This window comes from Roseovarius ramblicola (genome assembly GCF_042430665.1).
GTDB lineage: Bacteria > Pseudomonadota > Alphaproteobacteria > Rhodobacterales > Rhodobacteraceae > Roseovarius > Roseovarius ramblicola.
The window spans coordinates 210,574-231,861 of the sequence record NZ_JBHMEC010000017.1 but is presented as its reverse complement, the minus strand read 5'-3'; the positions used below and the strand labels follow the sequence as shown (position 1 = coordinate 231,861).

Here is a 21,288-nt window from a genome sequence, read left to right as displayed (position 1 = left end):
GTCTAGCCGGTCGTCTCGACGATCACCAGGTCACGCTCGGACGCGCCGCGGGCATGGTCAAGCGCCTGCTGGTACTCGGTGCTGTGATAGCACGCCTCCGCCGCCTCGAGGCTGGGAAAGCGCGCCACCACGTTGCGCGCATGCTCGCGCCCCTCGAGTTGCAGGTAACGCCCGCCGCGCGCCAGGAACTCGCCGCCATACGCCGCGATCGCGGGCCCGGCCAAGGCCGCGTAGCGGCCATAGGCGTCGGCGTCGGTGACGGTGACATGAGCGATCCAGAGTGCAGGCATGGAAATGTCCTTTCGCAAAAATTCGAAGTGAAGGTCAGACCCCGTCAACGATCACGAGGTCGCGGCTCGCCGCCGACAGGGCAAGCGGCAGGATACGCCGGTACTCGTCGGAATTGTACCAGTCGAGCGCGGCCTGCCGGTCAGGAAACGCGATGATGACGTGGCGGTCGGGGCAGTTGCCCTCGATCACCGTTTGCGCCCCTCCCTTGACCAGAAACCGACCGCCGAACTGCTTCGCAAGCGCCTCGGTCTGCTCGGCATAGGCGGCGTAGTCCTGAGGGTCGGTGATGGTGATCCGACCGATGATATAGGCGCTCATTCCCCCTCCTCAGGAGGACAGAACCTCCTCCACCGCCTTGATCGCCGCCTCGGCGCCGCCGATATCGCTGCCGCCGCCCTGCGCCATGTCGGGACGGCCACCGCCGCCCTTGCCGCCGAGCGCGGGCACTGCCGCACGCACGAGGTCCACCGCCGAGATGCGACCCGTCAGATCGGCGGTCACGCCCGCCGCCACAGCCACCTTGCCGCCGGTATCGGCAATAAGCAAGATGGCACCGCTTTCCATCCGCGCCTTGTGCTCGTCGATAAGCGGCGGCAGGTCGCGCCCCTGCACGCCCGACAGCACCTGCGACAGGAACGGCACGCCGCCCAGCTCGCGCGGCACCGGGCCTGCCTCACCGGCGGACCCGCCCGCCATCGCCAGTTCCCGGCGCAGTTGCGCGACCTCGTTGGCCAGCGCGCGGCGCTCCTCGATCAGCGCGTGGACGCGCTCCGGCACGTCCTCTGCGCGGGTCTTCAGATCGCCAGCCAAGGTCGCGAGGCCGCTGCTGCGTGCCGAAAGATGGTCGAACGCCGCCGCCCCGGTCAGCGCCTCGATCCGGCGCACCCCGGCGCTCGACGCACCCTCGCCAATCACGGCGAAGGTGCCGATATCGCCGGTGCGCCGCACATGAGTGCCGCCACACAGCTCGATCGAGTAGGTTTGGCCGTCCGCGCCCTTGCCCGATCCGTCCAGCCACCCCATCGCAACGACGCGCACCTCGTCGCCATATTTCTCGCCGAAGAGCGCCTGCGCACCGATGGCGCGGGCGTCGTCGGGCGTCATGATCCGCGTCTCCACGGGGCTGTTCTGGCGGATATAGGCATTGACCTCGGCCTCGACGCGGGCGATGTCGCCGGGGTCCAGCGCCGAGGCGTGAGAAAAGTCAAAGCGCAGCCGGTCCGGCGCGTTGAGGCTGCCGCGCTGCGCCACGTGTGGCCCGAGGGCGCGCCGAAGCGCCTCGTGCAACAGATGCGTGGCCGAATGGTTGGCGCGGATGGTGCTGCGCCGGTCGTGATCGACCTCGAGCCGCGCCGCCTCGCCCGCCTTGATCTCGCCCTCCTCGACCTCGGCGAAATGCACGAACACTCCCGCGGCCTTCTTGCAATCGGTCACACGGGCGCGCCCGCTTTCGGTCTCGATCGCCCCGGTATCGCCGACCTGCCCACCGGCCTCGGCATAGAACGGCGTCTGGTTGAGCACGATCTGCACGCGCGTATCACACGTGGCCTGTGACACCTCGGACCCGTCGTGGACCAGCGTCACGATGCGCCCCTCGGCGCGCTCGGTCCCGTAGCCGAGGAACTCGGTGACGCCGTGGCTCTCGGCGATCTCGAACCACACCTGCTGATCGGTCGTCTCCCCCGATCCGGCCCAGGCGGCGCGCGCCTTGGCCTTCTGTTCGGCCATCGCCGCCTCGAAGCCCGTGATATCCACTTCGCGGCCCTTCTCGCGCAGGGCATCCTGCGTCAGGTCCAACGGGAAGCCGAACGTGTCGTAGAGCCGGAACGCCGACTCGCCCGGCAGCGCCACGCCCTCCGGTAGGTGGCCGAGTTCGTCCTCCAGGAGTCGCAGGCCGCGCTCCAGCGTCTGGCGGAACCGGGTTTCCTCGAGGCGCAGCGTCTCGGTGACGAGCGCCTGCGCGCGGCCCAGCTCGGGGAAGGCCTGCCCCATCTGCGCCACCAACGCGGGCACCAGCCGGTGCATCACCGGCTCCTTCGCGCCGAGCATGTGCGCATGGCGCATGGCGCGGCGCATGATCCGGCGCAGCACGTAGCCGCGGCCCTCGTTGGAGGGCATGACGCCGTCGGCGATCAGGAAAGAGGTCGAGCGCAGGTGGTCGGCGATCACCCGGTGATGCACGCGCCCCGGCCCGTCGGGACCGGTGCTCGTGGCATGCGCGCTCGCCTCAATCAGGTGGCGCATCAGGTCGGTGTCGTAATTATCGTGCTTGCCCTGCAACAGGGCGCCGATCCGTTCGAGCCCCATGCCGGTGTCGATGGACTGCATGTCGAGCGGGCGCATGGAGCCATCCTCGAACCGCTCGTTCTGCATGAAGACGAGGTTCCAGATCTCGATGAAGCGGTCGCCGTCCTCGTCCGCGCTGCCCGGTGGGCCGCCCCACACGTCGGGGCCGTGATCGTAGAAGATTTCGGTGCAGGGCCCGCATGGGCCGGTCGACCCCATCGACCAGAAATTGTCATCGCTTGCGATGCGGATGATCCGCTCATCCGGAAGCCCCGCGTACTTTTTCCAGATATCGGCGGCCTCGTCGTCGGTGTGGTAGATCGTCACCAGAAGCTTCGATCTGTCGAGGCCGAAATCGCGGGTCAGCAAATCCCAGGCATAGGGGATGGCCTGTTCCTTGAAATAGTCGCCAAAGCTGAAATTTCCCAGCATTTCAAAGAACGTATGGTGCCGTGCCGTATAGCCCACGTTGTCGAGATCGTTGTGCTTGCCGCCCGCGCGCACGCATTTCTGACTGGTCGCGGCGCGACTGTAGTCGCGATGCTCGACCCCGGTGAAACAGTTCTTGAACTGCACCATCCCGGAATTGGTGAACATCAGCGTCGGGTCGTTGCGCGGAACCAGCGGCGAGCTTTCGACGACACGGTGATCGTTGCGCTCGAAGAAATCGAGGAATGCGCTGCGTATTTCGTTGAGCGTGGGCATGACTGTGCGGCTTCCGGCTTGGGGTGTCGGGACATCCGTGACGATTTAGCCCTCAGCGCCGCCGGTGTCCACAGCCCAAAGCCCGCTGCCGCACCCCCACGTTCAGCCCTCCACGACCGAGCCGGAGCCGGTGTCGTCTGCCATGTCGAAATCGAGCCCGTGCGCCGCACGGATCTTGTCCTCTATCTCGGTCGCGACCTGCCGGTTTTCCTTGAGGAAGGTCTTGGCGTTCTCGCGCCCCTGCCCGATGCGTTCGTCGCCGTAGCTGAACCAGCTCCCCGACTTGTCGACGATGCCCGCCTTCACGCCCATGTCGAGCAATTCGCCGGTCTTGGAAATGCCCTCGCCATACATGATGTCGAACTCCACCTGCTTGAAGGGTGGTGCCACCTTGTTCTTGACCACCTTGACACGGGTCGCGTTGCCAACCACCTCGTCACGGTCCTTGACCGCACCGATACGGCGGATATCGAGGCGCACGGAACTGTAGAACTTGAGCGCGTTGCCGCCGGTCGTGGTCTCGGGGCTGCCGAACATCACGCCGATCTTCATGCGAATCTGGTTGATGAACACCACCGTGCACTTGGTGCGGCTGATCGAGCCGGTGAGCTTGCGCATCGCCTGGCTCATGAGGCGCGCGTGGACGCCCACGTTGCTGTCGCCCATCTCGCCCTCAAGCTCGGCCTTGGGGGTGAGCGCGGCGACCGAATCGACCACGATCAGGCTCACCGCGCCGGAGCGCACCAGCGTATCGACGATCTCGAGCGCCTGTTCGCCGGTATCGGGCTGCGAGATGAGCAGTTCGTCGAGATCGACGCCGAGCTTGCGCGCATAGATCGGGTCGAGCGCATGTTCGGCATCGACGAAGGCACAGACACCGCCCTTTTTCTGTTCCTCGGCCACGCAATGCAGCGTGAGCGTGGTCTTGCCCGAGCTTTCGGGCCCGTAAATCTCCACCACGCGGCCCTTCGGGATGCCCCCGATGCCGAGCGCGATGTCGAGGCCGATGGAGCCGGTGGAGGTGGCCTCGATATCGGTGACGGGATTGTCGCCGCCCATCCTCATGATCGAGCCCTTGCCGAACTGCCGTTCGATCTGTGCCAGCGCGCTGTCGAGCGCCTTCTGCTTGTCCGCCATGCGCTTGTTGTCCATTGAAAGAAGGTCTGCCGTTGCCATTGCGTCGCTCCGTTATTTCACACCCCGGGAAGGGCAGCAATGCCCGCCTGTGTTCTTGTATTGTTCCCATTCATGGGGCAAAACATGTGCCATGACAAGGGACAATCTCGGTGATGACAGCATCGCCCCGAGAGGTTAAGACATCGTTGACGCTGATCGGACAGTCGACGGCCAGGATCGGGGCGCACCGGATTTGCTCGTTTTTTCTCGACAGAACCTTGTCCTTCTCTCGGTGCCCAAGACCGGCAGCACCGCCTACGAGGCGGCGCTCGCGCCTCATGCCGCGATGGTGATCGGCGCGCCGCCCGAGCTCAAGCACGCGCCGGTCTTTCGCTACAACCGGTTCTTCAGGCCGATGATCGAGCGATTCATCGGCGAGGGGCCGGACGTGGTCGCCGTGATGCGCGAGCCGGTCGACTGGTTGGGAAGCTGGTATCGCTACCGGCGCCGCGACGCGCTCGCGGGGCACGCCAACAGCACTGCGGAGGTAAGCTTCGACGAGTTCGTCAGCGCCTATTGCCGTGGAGATCAGCCGCCCTTCGCCCGCGTCGGCAGCCAGGCGAAGTTCCTCGAACCCCAGCGCAACGGGACGCGGGTGACGCACTTGTTCAGCTACGAGGACCAGGCGGGCTTTCGCGGGTTCCTCGAACGGCGGCTCGGGGTTTCCATAGGCCCTCCGTCCTGCAATCGCTCACCACCGCTTTCGCTCGATCTCTCCGCACACATCGAGGCACGGCTTCGCCGCAAGTACGCAGCGGATTTTGCGCTGCATGACGGCATCGGACCGGACGGGCGTTACGAGGTGCCCGCGCCATCCCCGCCACCCGTATCCTGAGTGCGGGCAATCGATTCGACATCCGCCGGGTGACCGTCGCTGCGTTGGCGATCCCGGGCCAACCGGTGCACCGTCTCCACAAGCTCGTCGAGGGAAAACGGCTTGGGCAGGAAGACCGACGCCGGCAGGCTCGCCTGCACATCGCCAAAGGTCTCTTCGGCATAGCCCGAGACGAACACCACAGGTACGTCCGGGCGGGCGGCCAGCGCCTGCTGCACCCAGCCAGGCCCGTCCAGTCCGGGCATCACCACATCGCTGACAAAGACGTCCACCGCAAGCGTGGCATCGCCGAGGATATCGAGCGCTTCCTCGGCCGATCCGGCCTCGATCACGGTGTAGCCGCGCAATTGCAGCGCACGGCTCGCGAAAGCTCGCACCGGCACCTCGTCCTCGACCAGCAGAATTACCCCGTCGCCGCGCACCGCGCAGGGCGCGACCGTACCGCCTTCCGGTCGCGCGGCCTCGGGATGCGCATGGGCCGGAAACAGCAGGCGGAACGTCGTGCCCTTCCCCTCGGCACTGTCGGCGAAAACGAACCCCCCGCTCTGCTTGACGATCCCGTAGACGGTCGAAAGGCCAAGCCCGGTGCCTTTGCCGACACGCTTGGTGGTAAAGAACGGCTCGAACACCTTGTCGAGTTCGTCTTGCGCGATTCCGGTCCCCTCGTCGGTCACCTCAACCGAGACATACTGGCCGCGTGCCACCACAGCACGATCCCGCTGCAGCGGCTCGTCAAGCGCGAGGTTCCGCGTAACGATCCGGATTTCACCGCCGTCTGGCATGGCATCGCGGGCATTGACGACGAGATTCATGATCACCTGCTCGAGTTGGCGCTTGTCGGCGCGGATCGCCTCAAGACCCGGCTCGTGGCTCAGTGAAAGCGTGATCCGTTCGCCCACGAGCCGGTTCAGAAGGTGGGTGAGATCCGACAGCGTGTCGCGCAGATCGAGGATGCGGGGATGCATCGTCTGCTTGCGCGAATAGGCGAGAAGCTGGCTGACCAGCGCGGCGGCACGATTGGCGTTCTGGTTGATCTGGGTCAGGTCGGCATAGTCCTGGTCGTCCGGGTCATGGCGGAGCAGTATCAGGTCGCAATGGCCGGTTATCGCGGTGAGCAGATTGTTGAAGTCATGCGCGATCCCGCCCGCGAGCTGACCGATCGCCTGCATTTTCTGACTCTGAGCGAATTGCGCCTGAAGCGATTTGAACTCTGTCGCATCAGTCATCACCGCGATAAGCACCGTCTCGTCGCCGTCGCTGGCACGGTTGAGGGCCACCTGGACAAATCTCTCGCCCTCCGCCCGCCGCACGCGCAGGAATTCTGGGCGGACGGTCCCGCGCCCGGCGGCCGCGTCGGCGATCCAGTCCGTCACCGGGCGTCCGAGTCCCTCGAGCAGCTCGCCGAGTCGCGCCCCGCCGCTCTCCCCGCAGTAGAGCAACGCCCGCGCCGGAGCGTTGGACAGGCGAACCCGACCGTCGGTGTCGAGCTTGAGCAGCGGAACCGGCAAATGATCGAAGAAGGCCCAGCCATCCAGCGTCCGCGGCCCGGCCTCGACCCCGGGCAAGAGGTAGACCTCGCGCCGCCCGGCCATGCCGGACCGCTCGACATAAAGGCAATCGAGCGGCCCGCCCGGTGTATCCACGGTGCAAAAGGTCCCGGGTCGCGGTCTCCGGTTGCCGCAGACCTCGCCCAAGGCACGCACCCGGCTGCCGATCAAGTCGCGCACCGCCGGGTTCATGTAGAGCACGGTTCCGCCTCGCCCCACCGTCATCATCGGCAGCGGATGCGCAGCAGGGTCCCGCAGCGGCGGGTCGGCGGATTTCTCGATTCGCCACATAAAGAGCGACTCGCCCGCCCGGTGCACACAGAGACAAATGTGCCCCGCACGCGTCACGACATCCTCCCGCGCCGCGCCCGTCGCGGCGGCGCGCGATTCCATCCGCAAGAGGAGCGGGCCGGGATCGGCAAGCTGTTCGCGCAGGAGGGTCACCAGCGTGCCGCCCTGTTCGGCTGCGTATTCGTCCCGTGCCGCGCGGTTGGCAAAGGCGATCTTGCCCTTCGGCCCCGACAGCAGGAGCGGCCGCGGATCGTGCTCGCTGAGGGTCGCGGCGGCAGCAAGACGCGCCGAGCGCGCCCGCGCGGCGCGAAACCGGGACACCCGAAGCCACAGCGCGGCGCAGAAGAGGACCGCACCCACCAGCGTCAGAAGCCACTGCGCCTGCCCGCCGCCCACCAACAGACCGGTCGACACGAAGAGCATCGCCGCCGCGCCGATCAGGCCAGCGCGTGGCGCGAGCTGCTGCCCGGCACGCTGCCAGGTTTCCCCGGATGTGGTCAGCTCTGCCACCCGCCGCGCCTTCCGTTCGGTTACCTTGTCAGCGCGATCCTGCGACACAAGGATTAAGGTCGACTTAACGGCAGCATTAAAATCCCGTCAAGGTTGCATCTTATAATGCTATTCTTTTTTAAGCTGTGCCAGAAAGAAGCCGTCGCCGGTCTCGCTTATCGGCCAGCGGCGGGATGCACCCACCCGCCACTCGTCGCTTCGGCATAAAAATTGCTCGATAACGCATTCATTTTCTTCTTTTAATATTGAGCACGTACAATAGAAAAGCTCGCCGCCGGGCGCCACGAGCACCGAGGCCCGCGCAAGGATATCCGCCTGAACGCGGCGCAACCCGGCAAGATCGTCCGGCGTCAACGCCCATTTTGCCTGCGGTCCGCGCCGCCAGGTGCCGCTGCCCGAGCACGGCACATCGCACAACACCGCATCGAAGGGTCCGAGCGCTTGCACCTCGGAGGTCTTGCAGGTGCGGACCTCCACCCCCGCCCGGACCGCACGGGCGGGAAGGTCGGACATGCGGCGCACCGAGGCGTCGTGGGCGAACCATGTCCCGTCGAGCCGGGCGGCAAGCGCCAGCGTCTTGCCGCCGCCCCCCGCGCAATAGTCGAGGACGCGCGCCCCGGACGGCAGCTCCAGCGCCTCCATCGCCGCCTGGCTGCTGGCATCCTGAAGCTCGACCGCACCGCCGCGGTAGAGTTCGGAGGCTGATATTTTCCGTTCTCCTTCAGTGACCTGAAGGGCCATCTTGAAGTTTTCGAGGGGATGGCAAGCGATGCCTTCGCGCGCCAGCGCCGCCCGAGCCGCGGCGCGCGTCGTCCGCCGTGCGTTGACCCGGAGCGTAACCGGGGCGCGATGGCGCAACACCTCGGCCGCCCGCGCCGCCCCGTCCCCTAGCGCCGCCTCAAAGCGCGGCCAGAGCCAGTCGGGCAAGTCGCGCGCTTCCGCTCCGTCCGGCGCGCGCCCCGCTGCCCGTTCGGCATCCGAAAGGGCCGGAGGTGCATGCCCCGCCCCGGTAAAAAGCATCTCGGGTTCAATGCCCTGATCCCGAAGCAGACCGATCAGCAGCGCCCGTCCGCCGCTGCCACCACCCCGCGCGGCGCACGAACGCCAACGCCGCAGCACCGCGAAGACGTGATCGCGCACCGCCGCCCGGTCCGTGGAGCCCGCATAGCGCGCGCCGCGCGCCCAATTGGTCAGCGTCCGCTCTGCCGGGGCCCCCTCGCGGACGGCATCGAGCACCCCGATCGCCGCCGCGACCCGCGCGCCGGGGGTCACTGCTGTTCCCTGTTGCAGACTGTCATTGCTTCCTCCGAGGCATCGCCGCGATCTTCTACCGCAGGCAGGCATCGGCGCAAGCCCGCGCCAACAGCCTGCGGCGCGCTGTCCAGCCGTTATCACGGTTCGCGATGAATGTGATGATCATCGGATTCATCGCTATCACCCTCACGGTCACGCGGGCTGGGGCGGCCCCGGTCATCGGCACCGGTCTCGCTGCGATGGTGGCTAGGTGGATCGCGGTGACGGGCTGGCACCTGTCGGGCTCGATGTTGGCATGCTCATGGCGCTGCCGGGCACCCTCGCGGTCGTTGCCGCCTATGGGATCGCGCTCGCCGCCTCAAGACCCACAGAAAGCCTCAGCCGCCCCGGTAGTTCGGCGCCTCGCGCGTGATCTGCACGTCATGCACATGGCTTTCCTTGAGGCCCGCCCCGGAGATGCGCACGAACTCGCATTTGTGGCGCATCTCGTCCACGGTGGCGCAGCCGGTATACCCCATCGCCGCGCGCAGACCGCCGACAAGCTGGTGCAGCACCGTGCCGGCAGGCCCCTTGTAGGGTACCTGCCCCTCGATTCCTTCGGGCACGAGCTTGTCCGAGGCGGCGTCCTTCTGGAAATACCGGTCGGCCGAGCCGCGCGCCATCGCGCCGAGGCTGCCCATACCGCGATACGCCTTGAACGAGCGGCCCTGGTAGAGAATCACCTCGCCGGGGCTCTCATCGGTGCCCGCGAGCATCGAGCCGACCATCGCGCAGGACGCCCCCGCGGCGATCGCCTTTGCGAAATCGCCCGAGAACTTGATGCCGCCATCTGCGATCACCGGCACGTCGCCGGCCGCCGCCGCGCTGTCCATGATCGCGGTAAGCTGCGGCATGCCGACGCCCGCCACCACGCGCGTGGTGCAGATGCTGCCCGGACCGATGCCGACCTTGACAGCGTCGGCGCCCGCGTCGATGAGCGCGCGGGTGGCGTCGCCGGTGGCGACATTTCCGGCCACGATCTGCACCTCGTTCGACAGCGATTTCGCGCGCGTCACGGCCAGCGCCACGCTCTCGGAATGACCATGCGCCGTGTCGATCACCACCATGTCGACGCCCGCCTCCACCAACGCCTGCGTGCGCTCGAACCCGGCATCGCCGACAGTCGAGGCCGCGGCCACCCGCAGCCGCCCGAGCCGGTCCTTGCAGGCCGTCGGGTTGAGCACCGCCTGCTCGGAATCGCGCAGGGTCAACAGGCCGGTGAGCTTGCCTTCGCGGTCGGTGACGAGAAGCTTTTCGATGCGCCGCGCCTTCATCAGCGAGCGGGCCTCGTCGCGGTCGGCGGGTTCGCGCAGGATGGCGAGATTGTCGGAGGTCATCATCACGCTGACCGGCGTGTTCTCGTCCTCGGCAAAGCGCATGTCGCGGTTGGTGACGATTCCGACCACGCGCCCCTCGGCGTCCACCACCGGAAACCCGGTGATCTTGTAGCGCTCCTGAAGCGCCTTGGCATCGGCGAGCGTCTGCTCGGGGCGGAGCGTGATCGGGTTGTAGACGATGCCGCTCTCGAACCGCTTCACGCGGCGCACCTCGCGGGCCTGTTCCTCGACGGTCAGGTTGCGGTGGATCACCCCCATGCCGCCCATCTGCGCCATCGAGATGGCCATGCGCCCCTCGGTCACCGTGTCCATGGCCGAGCTCAGAAGCGGGATGTTGAGGGCGATGTCGCGGGTGACCCAGGTCCGCGTGTCGGCGTTGGTCGGGAGCACCGAGGATGCCGCGGGCACCAGCAGGACGTCGTCAAAGGTGAGTGCCTCGCGAATCTCCATTCCGTCTCTCCGTGAATGTATCGTTTGGCGGCTCCCTATCGCATGGATCGCGGGGCTGTGAAAGGCCGATTCGCGCCTTGCGGAGACCCGGTGTTGCGTCCACGCTGTTTGCCGGAACACGAGGACGCGAGGGAGATGCACAATGTCCGGTCACGGCTATGACGGCGGCAGGCTGAACCTGCCTTTCGTGGGGCTGCCCACATTCGGCAAGCGCCCGCTGGTCACCGACTGGGACCGGATCGAGGCCGAGGCCGCCATCCTCGGTGCGCCCTTCGACGCCGGCACACAGTTCCGCTCGGGTGCTCGCTTCGGGCCGCGGGGGGTGCGCGAGGCCTCGACGCTGTTCAGCTTCGGGCATGCCGGGGCATATGATCACGAGGACGATGTCACCTACCTGCCCGGCGAGGTGCGGATCGTCGATATCGGCGACGCCGACATCATCCACACCGACACCGCCCGGAGCCATGCAAATATAGAGGCCGGCGTGCGCGCCATCCTGCGTGCCGGGGCACTGCCGGTGGTGATCGGCGGGGATCATTCGGTGACCATTCCCTGCGTCAACGCCTTCGACGGCGAGGGGCCGATCCATGTCCTTCAGATCGACGCCCATCTCGATTTCGTGGACGAGCGCCATGGCGTGCGCACGGGCCACGGCAACCCGATGCGCCGCGCTGCCGACCATGACCATGTCACCGGGCTGACCCAGTTGGGCATCCGCAATGTCAGCTCGACCGCGCGCGACGGCTACGAGGACGCCCGCCGCATGGGCTCGGACATCCTGTCGGTGCGGCAGGTACGGCAACTGGGCCCCGAGGCCGTGGTGGCGCGCATCCCCGAGGGGGCCCGGCTCTATATCACCATCGACATCGACGCCTTCTGCCCCTCGATCGCGCCCGGAACCGGCACGCCCAGCCACGGCGGCTTTCTCTACTACGAGGTGCTGGAAATCCTGCAACTGGCGGTGCAACGGCACGAGGTGGCGGGGCTCGATCTCGTGGAGGTGGCGCCGCCCTACGATCCCGCGGACGTGACCTCGATCCTGGCGGCGCAGCTCTTGCTGAACCTGCTGGGCTTCATCTTTCACGCCCGCGCGGGTGACGGCAACATGGCATAGCGGGGTGTGGGACAATGCGTGTGATCTCGCCCGGCTCCGCGCAGTCACCGCCGCGGGGCCCACGTCTCAGCCCGGTTCGTCGGGAGAGGCACCGGCACCGCGTCCCGTTTCGTCATGGGCCGCGTCGGGGCCTCCGGGCACCGGGTCATAGCCGCACCCGCCCCATGGGTTGCACCGCGCGATGCGGCACAGCGCCAGCCACCCGCCGCGGGCAGCGCCATGCCGCTCCAGCGCCTCGAGCGCATATTGGCTGCATGTCGGCTGATAGCGGCAGTGCCAGCCGAGCCAGGGCGACAGGATCAGCCGATAGCCCCGGATCGGCAGGGCGAGAAGGCGCGCCAGCGGGCTCATCCGCGCGCCCGCAGACGACCGAGCGCAAAGGCGAGGTCATGGCGCAAATCGTCAAACGGGCGCTCTCCCGTCTCACCGGCACGGCCGATCAGCACGTAATCCCAGCCGGGCTGCCCACCGGCGGGGACGATCTCGCGCGCCACCGCGCGCAGCCGCCGCTTGGCGCGGTTGCGGGCCACGGCATTGCCCACCTTCTTCGAGCAGGTGAACCCCACCCGGATGCCCGGATCGCCATCGCGCCGGTCACGCCCCTGCACCATCATGGTCTTCGCGCCCTGCCGCCGGGCCCGCGCCGCGGCCAGGAAATCGGCACGCTTGCGCAGCACCTCAAGCGTGACCGGCGGGCACGAAGACACCGCCGGAAGCGGGTTCCCTGCCTTGCTGTCAGGGGCCTCCGGCGGTGCCTTGGTCATGTCGAAGGGCTGACGCTCAGGCGCTCAGCGACTTGCGACCGCGGGCGCGGCGGGCATTGAGGATCTTGCGGCCGGCTTTGGTGGCCATGCGCGCGCGAAACCCGTGACGATGCTTGCGCACGAGGTTCGAGGGTTGAAAGGTGCGTTTCATCGCGACGTCTCCGGTTCTGCGGGGTGCCGCGCGACGGGAATCGCGCAGGGCCCGGATGTGTTTCGAAGCCCGCTCTATAAAGACGCTCCCCCGCCAAGTCAAACCCCTGCCCCGCGTTTTTCCCCGCTTTCGCACAGACATCGGCGCGCCGGTGCCGTATTACAGATTCCGGTGCGCGCATCACCCGGGATCACCCCCTCGTGAGGGCACTGGCAGGCGCGCATCGGACCGTGCATCTAGGAACGAGACCCAACAAGACAGTGACATCATGGACCAGAGCCCTTCATCCTCGCCCACGCCCCGGGCGCGGCACCTCCTGCGCCACGCGCCGCTTGCCGTCATCCTCGTGATGGCGGTGGTGGGTTACATCACCCTGCGTGAGCACATCACCTTCGACACGCTGCGCGAGCATCGCGAGACGCTGCTGGCCTTTCGCGACAGCCATTTCACGACGCTCGCGACGGCGTTTGTCGCCACCTATTTCGTGATCGTCTCCTTCTCGCTTCCCGGCGCGGCGGTTGCCTCGGTCACCGGAGGCTTTCTCTTCGGGCTGGTGCTTGGCACGGCGCTCAACGTCGCCGCCGCCTCGCTGGGTGCGGCCGCCATCTTTCTCGCCGCCCGCTGGGGGCTGGGTGCGGCGCTCGCAACGCGGATCGAGACATCGGAAGGCCGCATGAAGCGGCTCAAGCAGCGCCTCCATGACAACGAGATCAGCGTGCTGTTCCTGATGCGGCTGGTGCCCGCGGTACCGTTCTTCGTGGCCAACCTGCTGCCCGCGCTGGTGGGCGTGCGGTTCCGCAACTTCATCCTGACCACGGTGCTGGGGATCATCCCCGGCGCAATGGTCTTTACCTGGATCGGCGTGGGACTGGGCGAGGTGTTCGACCGCGGCGACACGCCCGACCTGTCGCTGTTGTGGGAGCCACAGATCATCGGTCCGATCCTGGGGCTTGCGGCGCTCGCAGCGATGCCGATGCTGATCAAGGTCATTCGTGGAAAAAGGGATATTTGAGAATGCACAAACTGACACCGGATCTGCTGGTCATCGGGGCCGGCTCGGGGGGGCTTTCGGTCGCCGCCGGGGCCGCGCAGATGGGGGCAAGCGTCGTGCTGCTCGAAGGCCACAGGATGGGCGGCGACTGCCTCAATTTCGGCTGCGTGCCCTCCAAGGCGCTCATCGCCAGCGGCAAGGCCGCCCACGCTCAGGCCCATGCCGCACAATACGGCGTCGCCGATGTCACCCCGGCCGTGGATTATGCAGCCGCGAAGGATCACGTTGCGGGCGTCATTGCACAGATCGAACCGGTGGACAGCCAGGAGCGGTTCGAGGGCCTCGGCGTACGGGTGATTCGCGAGTATGGCGCGTTCATCTCGCCATCGGAGGTGCGGGCCGGCCCCCACATCATCTCGGCGCGGCGCACGGTCATCGCAACCGGCTCCTCGCCACTGGTGCCGCCGATTCCGGGGCTTGACCGGGTGCCGTATGAGACCAACGAGACCATCTTCGAGCTGCGCGAGCGACCCGCTCACCTTCTGATCATCGGCGGCGGCCCGATCGGCATGGAGCTGGCGCAGGCGCATCGCCGTCTCGGCTGTGACGTGACCGTGATCGAGGGCGCGAAGGTGATGGGCCAGGACGATCCCGAGATGGTCGCGGTGGTACGCGCCCGCTTCGACGTCGAGGGCATCGCCATCGAAGAAGGCGCAATGGCCTCTGAAATCCGCGGCACGGCAGGGGCTATCGAAATCGAAGCCAAGGACGGACGCGTGTTCAAGGGCTCGCACCTGCTCATGGCCGTGGGCCGCCGCGCCAATACCGACCGGCTCAACCTTCAGGCCGCAGGCGTCGAAACCACCACGCATGGCATCAGGGTGGATGCGTCCATGCGCACCACCAACCGCCGCGTCCACGCCATCGGCGACGTGGCGGGCGGGCTGCAATTCACCCATGTCGCGGGCTACCAGGCGGGGCTGATCATCCGTCAGGCGCTCCTCGGTCTGCCCGCGAAGAATCGCACTGACCATATGCCGTGGGCCACCTACACCGATCCCGAACTGGCCCATATCGGCATGACCGAGGCGGTGGCGCGCGAGACGCATGGCGGCAATCTCGAGGTGATCCGCTTTCCCTACAATCACAACGACCGCGCCATCGCCGAGCGCAAGACCGACGGTCTCATCAAGGTGATGGTGGTGCGCGGGCGGCCCGTCGGCGTGTCGATCGCAGGCGCACAGGCGGGCGAGCTCATCAATCTGTGGGCGCTGGTCATCGCCAACAGGCTCAAGATGAAACACGTGGCGGGCATGGTCGCGCCCTACCCCACGCTGGGTGAGATCAACAAACGCGCCGCCGGGGCCTACTTTTCGCCGCGGCTTTTTGATAGCGCTATGGTGAAACGGGTGGTTCGGTTCGTGCAGCGCTGGCTGCCCTGACCCGGCCCATGGGAGGGCACACGTGCTCAGATCGCTTTCAGGCCGGTTTCTGATCCTCACTGCCATCTTCGTGATGCTGGCCGAGGTGCTGATCTTCGTGCCGTCGGTGGCGCGGTTCCGCGAGCAATTCCTGCTCGACCGCCTGCAACGCGCGCAGATCGCGTCGCTGGGACTGCTCACCGGCGGCGAGGTCTCCGCCGATCTTCAGGAAGAGCTGCTGCGCAACGCCGAGGTCTTCAACGTGGTGCTGCGACGCGACGAGGCGCGGCAACTGGTCTTGTCCTCACCGGTGCCGGCACCGGTGTCGCAGAGCTTCGATCTGCGCGACCCCTCTGCCGTGACCCTTATTTCGGACGCCTTTCGACGTCTCGCACGGGCCGAGCCGGAGGTGATCCGCGTGATCGGCGAACCGGTACGCATGGGCGGGTTGCTCATCGAGATCACGCTCGACACCGCCGACCTGCGCATGGCGATGGTTGATTACGGGGTGCGCATCCTGTGGCTGTCGCTGGTCATCTCGGTGATTACGGCGGGGCTTCTCTTCGTGGTGGTGCAATGCTTCGTCGTGCGGCCCATCCGCCGCGTTGTCAGGGCCATGCAGAGCTATGCCGCAGATCCCGAGGATGCCCGCCTCGTGATCGCCCCTTCCTCTGACATCACCGAACTGCGCGAGGCCGAGGAAAGCCTGCATTCGCTGCAACGCCAGCTTACCGCCGCGCTCAAGCAGAAGGAACACCTCGCCCAGCTCGGCGGGGCCGTCGCCAAGATCAGCCACGACCTGCGCAACATCCTTACCTCGGCCCAGCTCTTTACCGACCGGCTGGAGATGAGCGAGGACCCGCGCGTGCGGCGTATGGCCCCGAAGCTCGTCAACTCGCTCACCCGCGCCGTGCACCTGTGCGAATCCAGCCTCGCCTATGGCAAGGCCGAGGAACCCAGCCCGAAACTCGCACGTCACAACCTCGCCGATCTGGTGGCCGAGGCCATCGAGGGCGAACGTCTTGCCACGGGTGAGCATACGATAGGCTACGAAAACCGTGTGCCTGCGGATGTCGTGCTGCCCGCTGATTCCGAACAGCTTTACCGCGTTCTCACCAACCTGCTGCGCAACGCGCGGCAGGCCATCATCCGCACCGGCAAATCGGGCGGGATCACCGTTTCTGCCGAGACCGACGCGCAAACTTGCATAATTCGCGTCGAGGATACCGGCCCCGGGCTGCCACCCAAGGCGCGCGAGCACCTGTTCGAGCCGTTCCGCGGCGGCGCGAGCAGCGGCGGCACGGGACTCGGCCTGTCCATCGCCGCCGAACTGGTGCGCGGCCACGGCGGCACGCTGGTGCTGGAACGCAGCGACGAGAGCGGCACCTGCTTTCGCATCGCTCTGCCAAATGGAAATTTCGCCGCCGCGCCATGATTCCGCCAACTGCCCCTTGCATCGGCACACGGCAAAGTCTACACGCTGCCCTCGACGGACCGATAGCTCAGCTGGATAGAGCACTTGACTACGAATCAAGGGGTCGGGGGTTCGAATCCTCCTCGGTCCGCCACAACCCCATAATTTGCCCCTGAAAAACTATAAGAACGGCGGATTGGGTGTTTAGTTTACGCCATCCTTGCCACCATCCTCAGCGCTCTTGCCTGAGGGTTCATGCCGTTTTCTGCATGTGACCTGCCACTGAACGTTCATCCAGCCGGAACCGGAGCCCTTTGGGTTGATACGCCGATTGGCGCATGTGGAGCAACCGACATCCGTGCGGAGCTTTCAGATGGCGCAGCGCGGGTGTCGGTTGCGGTGGTGAGGTATTCGGTGAATGCCTTTGGTGTCTGATAGCCAAGCGCCGAATGTGGGCGTGTTTCGTTGAAGTCAGCGACCCAGGCCCGGATCACGGCGCGGGCATGGGCGTTTCCCCGGTCTCAGCAAGAGGCGAGTTCGAAGAATAGTCTGATGAGACCGGTCATCCGCGAAGTCCAACATTGATTGGGCGGCCCGCGGAGATCATATCGAGACAAGCGGCCAGCACGGCCTCGGGATGAGATTTGTGAATCTCGTGACCCGCGTCCGCAATCCGGAGCGCCGAAACAGAGGGCCAAGAAACTCCTGTCCAGATCAGGTCGATCTGTCGGAATGTCCCATACTCATCAGCGTCACCCTGCACGAGCTGAACCGGGCAGGAAATGCTAGGTAGGAGAGGGGTGATATCCCACTCCGCCATGGCTTGGGAAAGCCACAGTGCGCGCCAGGCATTGTAGGCAACGTCTATATTATCGTGTCGCTGTGCCAGCATCCGCTCGAAGTCATTGTTGGATCCAGGTTGGGGCAAGGCGCGAATGCCCTCGCGCGTGCGCGCCTCGACGATGACATGCGGCGCGAGGGCAGTAATCGAGCGGGCGCGATCCGGGTGCATTGCGGCTGCGATTAGGGCAATGCTGCCGCCATCGCTGTGACCGATCAGATCGGCAGAGCCGAGTCCGAGCGCATCCATGACTGCGGGCAGCACGATCGTCGCCTCGCGCGAGAGGTAATCAATGGGCTTCGCAGGGGACATCGGTGGCGATCTTCCGCAACCGGGCCGCGAGTATAGAACAAGCCGGTGCGCAGGCAGATGCCGCTCGAGCCTTTCGGCGAGGTCCACAAGCGATAGCCGCGTGCCGAACCCGTGGTGAAGAAACATGATGGCCGGCCCGCTTGGCTCGCCTAGCTCGACGCAATCGACAGCGCCTGCTTCGGTTTGGAGCAAATCGCTCATACAGATAGCTGGCCTATCAGCGAGTTGCGGTCCTCCGCATCCTCGGGGTCGCCGTCAAGCACGATCCGGCCCCGTTCGATGGCGACAAAACGGTCGCACACGGATACGGCCTCATGGATGTTCTGCTCGACCAGGAGAACGGCTTTGCCGTCGTCGCGCATCTGCCTGATGATTGCGAAGATTTCCGCCACGATCATCGGGGCGAGACCCTCGGACGGCTCGTCGATCAGCACGACATCCGGGTCTGCAACCATGATCCGTGCCATCGCAAGCATCTGCTGCTCGCCGCCCGAAAGCGTGGTTGCGGATTGCCGTGCGCGCTCGGCCAGCCGCGGAAAGCGTTCGAGAACCGGGCCAAGAGGATCGCGCGGTTTTGCTCCACGCAGACCTAACATGCCCAGTTCGAGGTTTTCCTGCACGCTGAGGCCGGGAAATATTCGCCGGTCCTCGGGCACGAAGGCAACGCCCGCACGGTTGATCGCATCGGGCTCCTGCCCGCCGATCTCGCAGCCATTGAGCCGGATCGCGCCGGATGACGGCGCAAGCCAGCCCGCGACGGTCTTGAGCAACGTGGTCTTGCCGACACCGTTGCGGCCGAACACGCCCATGACCTCTCCGGGCCGGACCGACAGGCTAATACCCTGAATGACATGGCTCAAGCCGTAATGGCTATGGACGTCTTCAATTTCCAGCATGGTTTATCCCTGCCCAAAATACGCGGCCTGCACCGCCGGATCGGCGCGCACCTGAGAGGGTGAGCCCTCGGCAAGTTTCTGGCCCTGGTGCATCACCACGACGTGATCGGATATCTCCATGACGACCCCGATATCGTGCTCGATCAGCAGTATGGAGACATCCGTTGCCAGGTCGCGGATCATCCGCGCGGTGTCCTTGGTGTCTGAATGGCTCATCCCCTGTGTCGGTTCGTCGAGCATCAGGACGCGCGGCTCGGAGGCCAGACACATGGCGATTTCAAGCCGTCTTTGTTCACCGTGGCTGAGCGTGCCCACCTGTTCATCGGCCTTGGCCGCCAAGTCGAACCGGTCGATCAACTCTGCCACCTTTCGCGCCGCGCGGTCCGTCCTTCGTGGCGGCCAAAGCATGTGGCGCACGGGTTCCAACCGCTGTGCCGCAAGGCGCAGGTTTTCGCGCACCGTCATTTCGAAAAAGAGGTTGGTGATCTGGAATGAGCGAGCCAGCCCGACGTGCTGCAATTCGGCGGGAGATCGGCCGGTCACGTCCCTCCCATCCACCACGACCCGGCCATACCCCGGTTTCAACGCCCCCGAAATCAGGTTGAAGAGCGTCGTCTTTCCCGCGCCGTTCGGGCCGATCACGGTCGTGATACTGTTTGCCTTTGCAGCAAGGTCCACGTTCGATACAGCTTTCAGTCCTCCAAAGGAAATGCCGAGGCCTTCGGTTTGCAGAATATCAGTCATAGCATGCTCCTGAAGGGGGCGTCGTCTTCTGCGCTCTTTGCGCCGGTTCGCGGCGTAAGCGTGCGCTCGACAAGCGGCTTGAACAGACCGACAATGCCCTTAGGAATGAACAGGATGGCCCCTATGAAGATCAGCCCTATCGCGATTAGATGATGTTCGGTCATGCTGCCCATCACGGATTTCAGCATGGTCAGCATTACCGCGCCGTAGAGCGCGCCCGCCAAGGTCCCAGCACCGCCGACGATCACCATGATCAGCGCATTGCCAGACATGGAGAAAAACATCAGCTCCGGCGAGACGAAACCCCGTAGCATCGGGTAGAGGGCGCCGCTGACCCCAGCGATGATCGCGGCAAGGACATAGGCCACCATGCGCGGCCACCATGTCGAGTAGCCAAGAAACGGCACACGCTTTTCGTTTGCCTTGAGCGCGATGATCACCCTCCCGAACGACGTGGTGAGCATGTAGGCGGCAACCGAATAGAGGATGGCGATGATGCTAAGCGTCAGCAGGAAAAATCCGAGTGCATTGTCGGCCGACAATGTGACAAAGCCCAGCGGAATTTCCAGGATCGGAATTCCGATCAGCCCATCCGAAGCGCCAAGCTCGCGGGTGTTGTAAACGACCTTTGCCACGACCTGCGCCATGCCGAAGGTGATGAGCGCGAAATAGACGCCACGCACGCGGTTGGCGATCAGCCCGCCCACGATCCCGGCAATCAGGCTCACCCCGGCTGCGCTACCAAGGGCAAGCCAGAAGGACGGCACATCGCGCAGCACGAGTGCTGCGGTATAGGCCCCCACCCCGAAATAGAGCGCCTGCCCCAGCGACAGAAGCCCGCCGAACCCCAGAAGGATATCGACCGACAGGGCCAGCCCCGCCAGAATCAGCGCCTCGGTCGCCAGCCGCAGGTAGAACACGTCCCCCGATGCCGCCGCCAGCACGCCAAAGATCAGCGCCGCGAGCGCCAGAATGCCCGAGAAGACGTGGTTCGCGCGCATGGATATGTCGAGACGGTCAAGCATGTCCGATCCTCCCGAAGAGCCCCTGCGGCCGCAGCATCAACACCGCGACCATGACACCGAAGACGATCGGCTCGGACCAGACGGGGGACACGATGAGGCTGGAAACCGCCTGCACTTGTGTCAGCACCACGCCGGCGATCACCGCGCCCCAGATCGATCCCATGCCACCGACGATCACCACGGTAAAGGCGATCAGGATAAAGTCGCGCCCCATTGTCGGAAACACGGAATAGACAGGGGCCAGCAGCACCCCGGCCAAGCCGGCAAGGGCGATGCCGAAGGCGAATGCCCCGGAATAGACCCAACTGACTCGCACGCCGAGGCTCGCGGCCATGTGGCGGTCGAAAGACGCCGCGCGGACCATAGCACCAAGTCGCGTGCGATAGACGACGAAGGCAACGGCAAGGATCACCGCAGCCCCTATGGCGATCAGGAACAGCCGATAGGTGGGAATGAACACGCCTAAGAATTCGGTCGCTCCGGGCAGCGGATTTTCGGGCCGATGGGTGTTTGGCCCGAAAATGATCTTGAGCACGTCCTCGAGGATGAGCGCCAGACCATAGGTCAGCAGCAATGTTGAAACGTGCCGGTCCGCCCCGTCGTAGACGCGGCGCACCAGATAGCGTTCGGTGACGACCCCCAGCGGGATCATAAGCACCGGAACCAGCGCGATCAGCACCCAATAGTTCAGGCCGAACGCGCTCAGGGCCAGCGCACCGAATGCCCCGATGGCATAGAATTCGCCGTGGCTCATGTTGATGACGTCGAGCAGGCCGAAGATGATCGTAAGACCCAGCGCCACGAGGATCACGGAGATCCCGAGCGCCAGACCATTGAGCATCTGCGGTGCCAGAACGAATTGGATGAATTCGATCATTTGGGATCTCCGTTCTC

20 protein-coding genes, 1 tRNA gene and 1 pseudogene are annotated in these 21,288 nt (G+C 65.7%); 6 read left to right on the top strand and 16 right to left on the bottom strand.

Annotation, left to right across the window (positions count from 1 at the left end):
• Nucleotides 1–2: 2 nt before the first annotated feature.
• The 4 genes from ACFFU4_RS11755 to recA form a co-directional block, all read right to left on the bottom strand.
• Nucleotides 3–290, bottom strand: coding sequence for a DUF1330 domain-containing protein (locus ACFFU4_RS11755; RefSeq protein ID WP_377069959.1), 288 nt, complete (start codon nucleotides 288–290; stop codon nucleotides 3–5).
• Nucleotides 291–324: 34 nt separating this feature from the next.
• On the bottom strand, nucleotides 325–609 hold the full coding sequence (locus ACFFU4_RS11750) for a DUF1330 domain-containing protein (protein WP_377069958.1): 285 nt from the start codon (nucleotides 607–609) through the stop codon (nucleotides 325–327).
• A 9-nt stretch (nucleotides 610–618) separates the two neighbouring features.
• Nucleotides 619–3,282 carry an alanine--tRNA ligase gene (alaS, locus tag ACFFU4_RS11745; RefSeq protein WP_377069957.1) on the bottom strand — a complete coding sequence of 888 codons (2,664 nt, stop codon included), beginning with the start codon at nucleotides 3,280–3,282 and terminating at the stop codon, nucleotides 619–621.
• A gap of 102 nt (nucleotides 3,283–3,384) precedes the next feature.
• On the bottom strand, nucleotides 3,385–4,458 hold the full coding sequence (gene recA / locus ACFFU4_RS11740; protein WP_377069956.1) for a recombinase RecA: 1,074 nt from the start codon (nucleotides 4,456–4,458) through the stop codon (nucleotides 3,385–3,387).
• A 193-nt stretch (nucleotides 4,459–4,651) separates the two neighbouring features.
• Here recA and ACFFU4_RS11735 point away from each other — a divergent pair, with 193 nt between their 5' ends.
• Nucleotides 4,652–5,293, top strand: coding sequence for a gamma-glutamyl kinase (locus ACFFU4_RS11735; RefSeq protein ID WP_377069955.1), 642 nt, complete (start codon nucleotides 4,652–4,654; stop codon nucleotides 5,291–5,293).
• On the opposite strand, the gene ACFFU4_RS11730 is transcribed toward ACFFU4_RS11735, so the two are convergent.
• From ACFFU4_RS11730 to guaB, 3 genes are all read right to left on the bottom strand, one after another.
• Nucleotides 5,254–7,641: an ATP-binding protein gene (locus ACFFU4_RS11730; RefSeq protein WP_377069954.1), complete on the bottom strand. Its 2,388-nt coding sequence runs from the start codon at nucleotides 7,639–7,641 to the stop codon at nucleotides 5,254–5,256. The two genes, ACFFU4_RS11735 and ACFFU4_RS11730, sit on opposite strands and share 40 nt — an antisense overlap.
• Before the next feature lie 108 nt (nucleotides 7,642–7,749).
• A complete protein-coding gene (locus ACFFU4_RS11725) occupies nucleotides 7,750–8,913 on the bottom strand; it encodes an RsmB/NOP family class I SAM-dependent RNA methyltransferase (protein WP_377069953.1) in 1,164 nt (387 codons plus the stop codon).
• A 359-nt stretch (nucleotides 8,914–9,272) separates the two neighbouring features.
• A complete protein-coding gene (guaB, locus tag ACFFU4_RS11720; RefSeq protein WP_377069952.1) occupies nucleotides 9,273–10,721 on the bottom strand; it encodes an IMP dehydrogenase in 1,449 nt (482 codons plus the stop codon).
• 142 nt (nucleotides 10,722–10,863) lie between these two features.
• Here guaB and speB point away from each other — a divergent pair, with 142 nt between their 5' ends.
• Complete coding sequence (speB, locus tag ACFFU4_RS11715; RefSeq protein WP_377069951.1) at nucleotides 10,864–11,835, top strand: agmatinase; 972 nt, start codon at nucleotides 10,864–10,866, stop codon at nucleotides 11,833–11,835.
• 66 nt (nucleotides 11,836–11,901) lie between these two features.
• Here speB and yidD read toward each other — a convergent pair whose 3' ends face one another.
• From yidD to rpmH, 3 genes are read right to left on the bottom strand one after another with little or no spacing between them, the layout of a single operon-like run.
• Nucleotides 11,902–12,186 carry a membrane protein insertion efficiency factor YidD gene (gene yidD, locus ACFFU4_RS11710; RefSeq protein WP_377069950.1) on the bottom strand — a complete coding sequence of 95 codons (285 nt, stop codon included), beginning with the start codon at nucleotides 12,184–12,186 and terminating at the stop codon, nucleotides 11,902–11,904.
• Nucleotides 12,183–12,599, bottom strand: a complete 417-nt coding sequence (gene rnpA / locus ACFFU4_RS11705) for a ribonuclease P protein component (protein WP_377069949.1) — start codon at nucleotides 12,597–12,599, stop codon at nucleotides 12,183–12,185. Before rnpA ends, yidD begins: the two co-directional genes overlap by 4 nt.
• Before the next feature lie 16 nt (nucleotides 12,600–12,615).
• Nucleotides 12,616–12,750 carry a 50S ribosomal protein L34 gene (rpmH, locus tag ACFFU4_RS11700; RefSeq protein WP_104020418.1) on the bottom strand — a complete coding sequence of 45 codons (135 nt, stop codon included), beginning with the start codon at nucleotides 12,748–12,750 and terminating at the stop codon, nucleotides 12,616–12,618.
• Between the two features lie 268 nt (nucleotides 12,751–13,018).
• Between rpmH and ACFFU4_RS11695 the strand changes: the two genes are divergently transcribed.
• The 4 genes from ACFFU4_RS11695 to ACFFU4_RS11680 all read left to right on the top strand — a co-directional run bounded on the left by ACFFU4_RS11695 (nucleotide 13,019) and on the right by ACFFU4_RS11680 (nucleotide 16,730).
• Nucleotides 13,019–13,762, top strand: coding sequence for a TVP38/TMEM64 family protein (locus tag ACFFU4_RS11695; protein ID WP_377069948.1), 744 nt, complete (start codon nucleotides 13,019–13,021; stop codon nucleotides 13,760–13,762).
• A gap of 2 nt (nucleotides 13,763–13,764) precedes the next feature.
• Complete coding sequence (locus ACFFU4_RS11690) at nucleotides 13,765–15,183, top strand: dihydrolipoyl dehydrogenase family protein (protein WP_377069947.1); 1,419 nt, start codon at nucleotides 13,765–13,767, stop codon at nucleotides 15,181–15,183.
• Nucleotides 15,184–15,205: 22 nt separating this feature from the next.
• Nucleotides 15,206–16,597, top strand: coding sequence for a sensor histidine kinase (locus tag ACFFU4_RS11685; RefSeq protein WP_377069946.1), 1,392 nt, complete (start codon nucleotides 15,206–15,208; stop codon nucleotides 16,595–16,597).
• A 56-nt stretch (nucleotides 16,598–16,653) separates the two neighbouring features.
• Nucleotides 16,654–16,730: transfer RNA gene (locus ACFFU4_RS11680), tRNA-Arg, on the top strand.
• Between the two features lie 136 nt (nucleotides 16,731–16,866).
• Here ACFFU4_RS11680 and ACFFU4_RS11675 read toward each other — a convergent pair.
• From ACFFU4_RS11675 to ACFFU4_RS11650, 6 genes and pseudogenes are all read right to left on the bottom strand, one after another.
• Nucleotides 16,867–17,094 (bottom strand): annotated as a pseudogene (locus ACFFU4_RS11675) (integrase core domain-containing protein); the annotation flags it as partial.
• A 44-nt stretch (nucleotides 17,095–17,138) separates the two neighbouring features.
• On the bottom strand, nucleotides 17,139–17,855 hold the full coding sequence (locus tag ACFFU4_RS11670) for an alpha/beta fold hydrolase (RefSeq protein WP_377070334.1): 717 nt from the start codon (nucleotides 17,853–17,855) through the stop codon (nucleotides 17,139–17,141).
• Between the two features lie 71 nt (nucleotides 17,856–17,926).
• Nucleotides 17,927–18,625: an ABC transporter ATP-binding protein gene (locus ACFFU4_RS11665; protein WP_377069945.1), complete on the bottom strand. Its 699-nt coding sequence runs from the start codon at nucleotides 18,623–18,625 to the stop codon at nucleotides 17,927–17,929.
• Between the two features lie 3 nt (nucleotides 18,626–18,628).
• Entirely contained in the window at nucleotides 18,629–19,369 is a 741-nt protein-coding gene (locus tag ACFFU4_RS11660) for an ABC transporter ATP-binding protein (protein WP_377069944.1), read from the bottom strand.
• Nucleotides 19,366–20,394: a branched-chain amino acid ABC transporter permease gene (locus ACFFU4_RS11655; protein ID WP_377069943.1), complete on the bottom strand. Its 1,029-nt coding sequence runs from the start codon at nucleotides 20,392–20,394 to the stop codon at nucleotides 19,366–19,368. The genes ACFFU4_RS11660 and ACFFU4_RS11655 overlap by 4 nt, the downstream gene beginning before the upstream one ends.
• Nucleotides 20,387–21,271, bottom strand: coding sequence for a branched-chain amino acid ABC transporter permease (locus ACFFU4_RS11650; protein WP_377069942.1), 885 nt, complete (start codon nucleotides 21,269–21,271; stop codon nucleotides 20,387–20,389). Before ACFFU4_RS11650 ends, ACFFU4_RS11655 begins: the two co-directional genes overlap by 8 nt.
• Nucleotides 21,272–21,288: the final 17 nt, after the last annotated feature.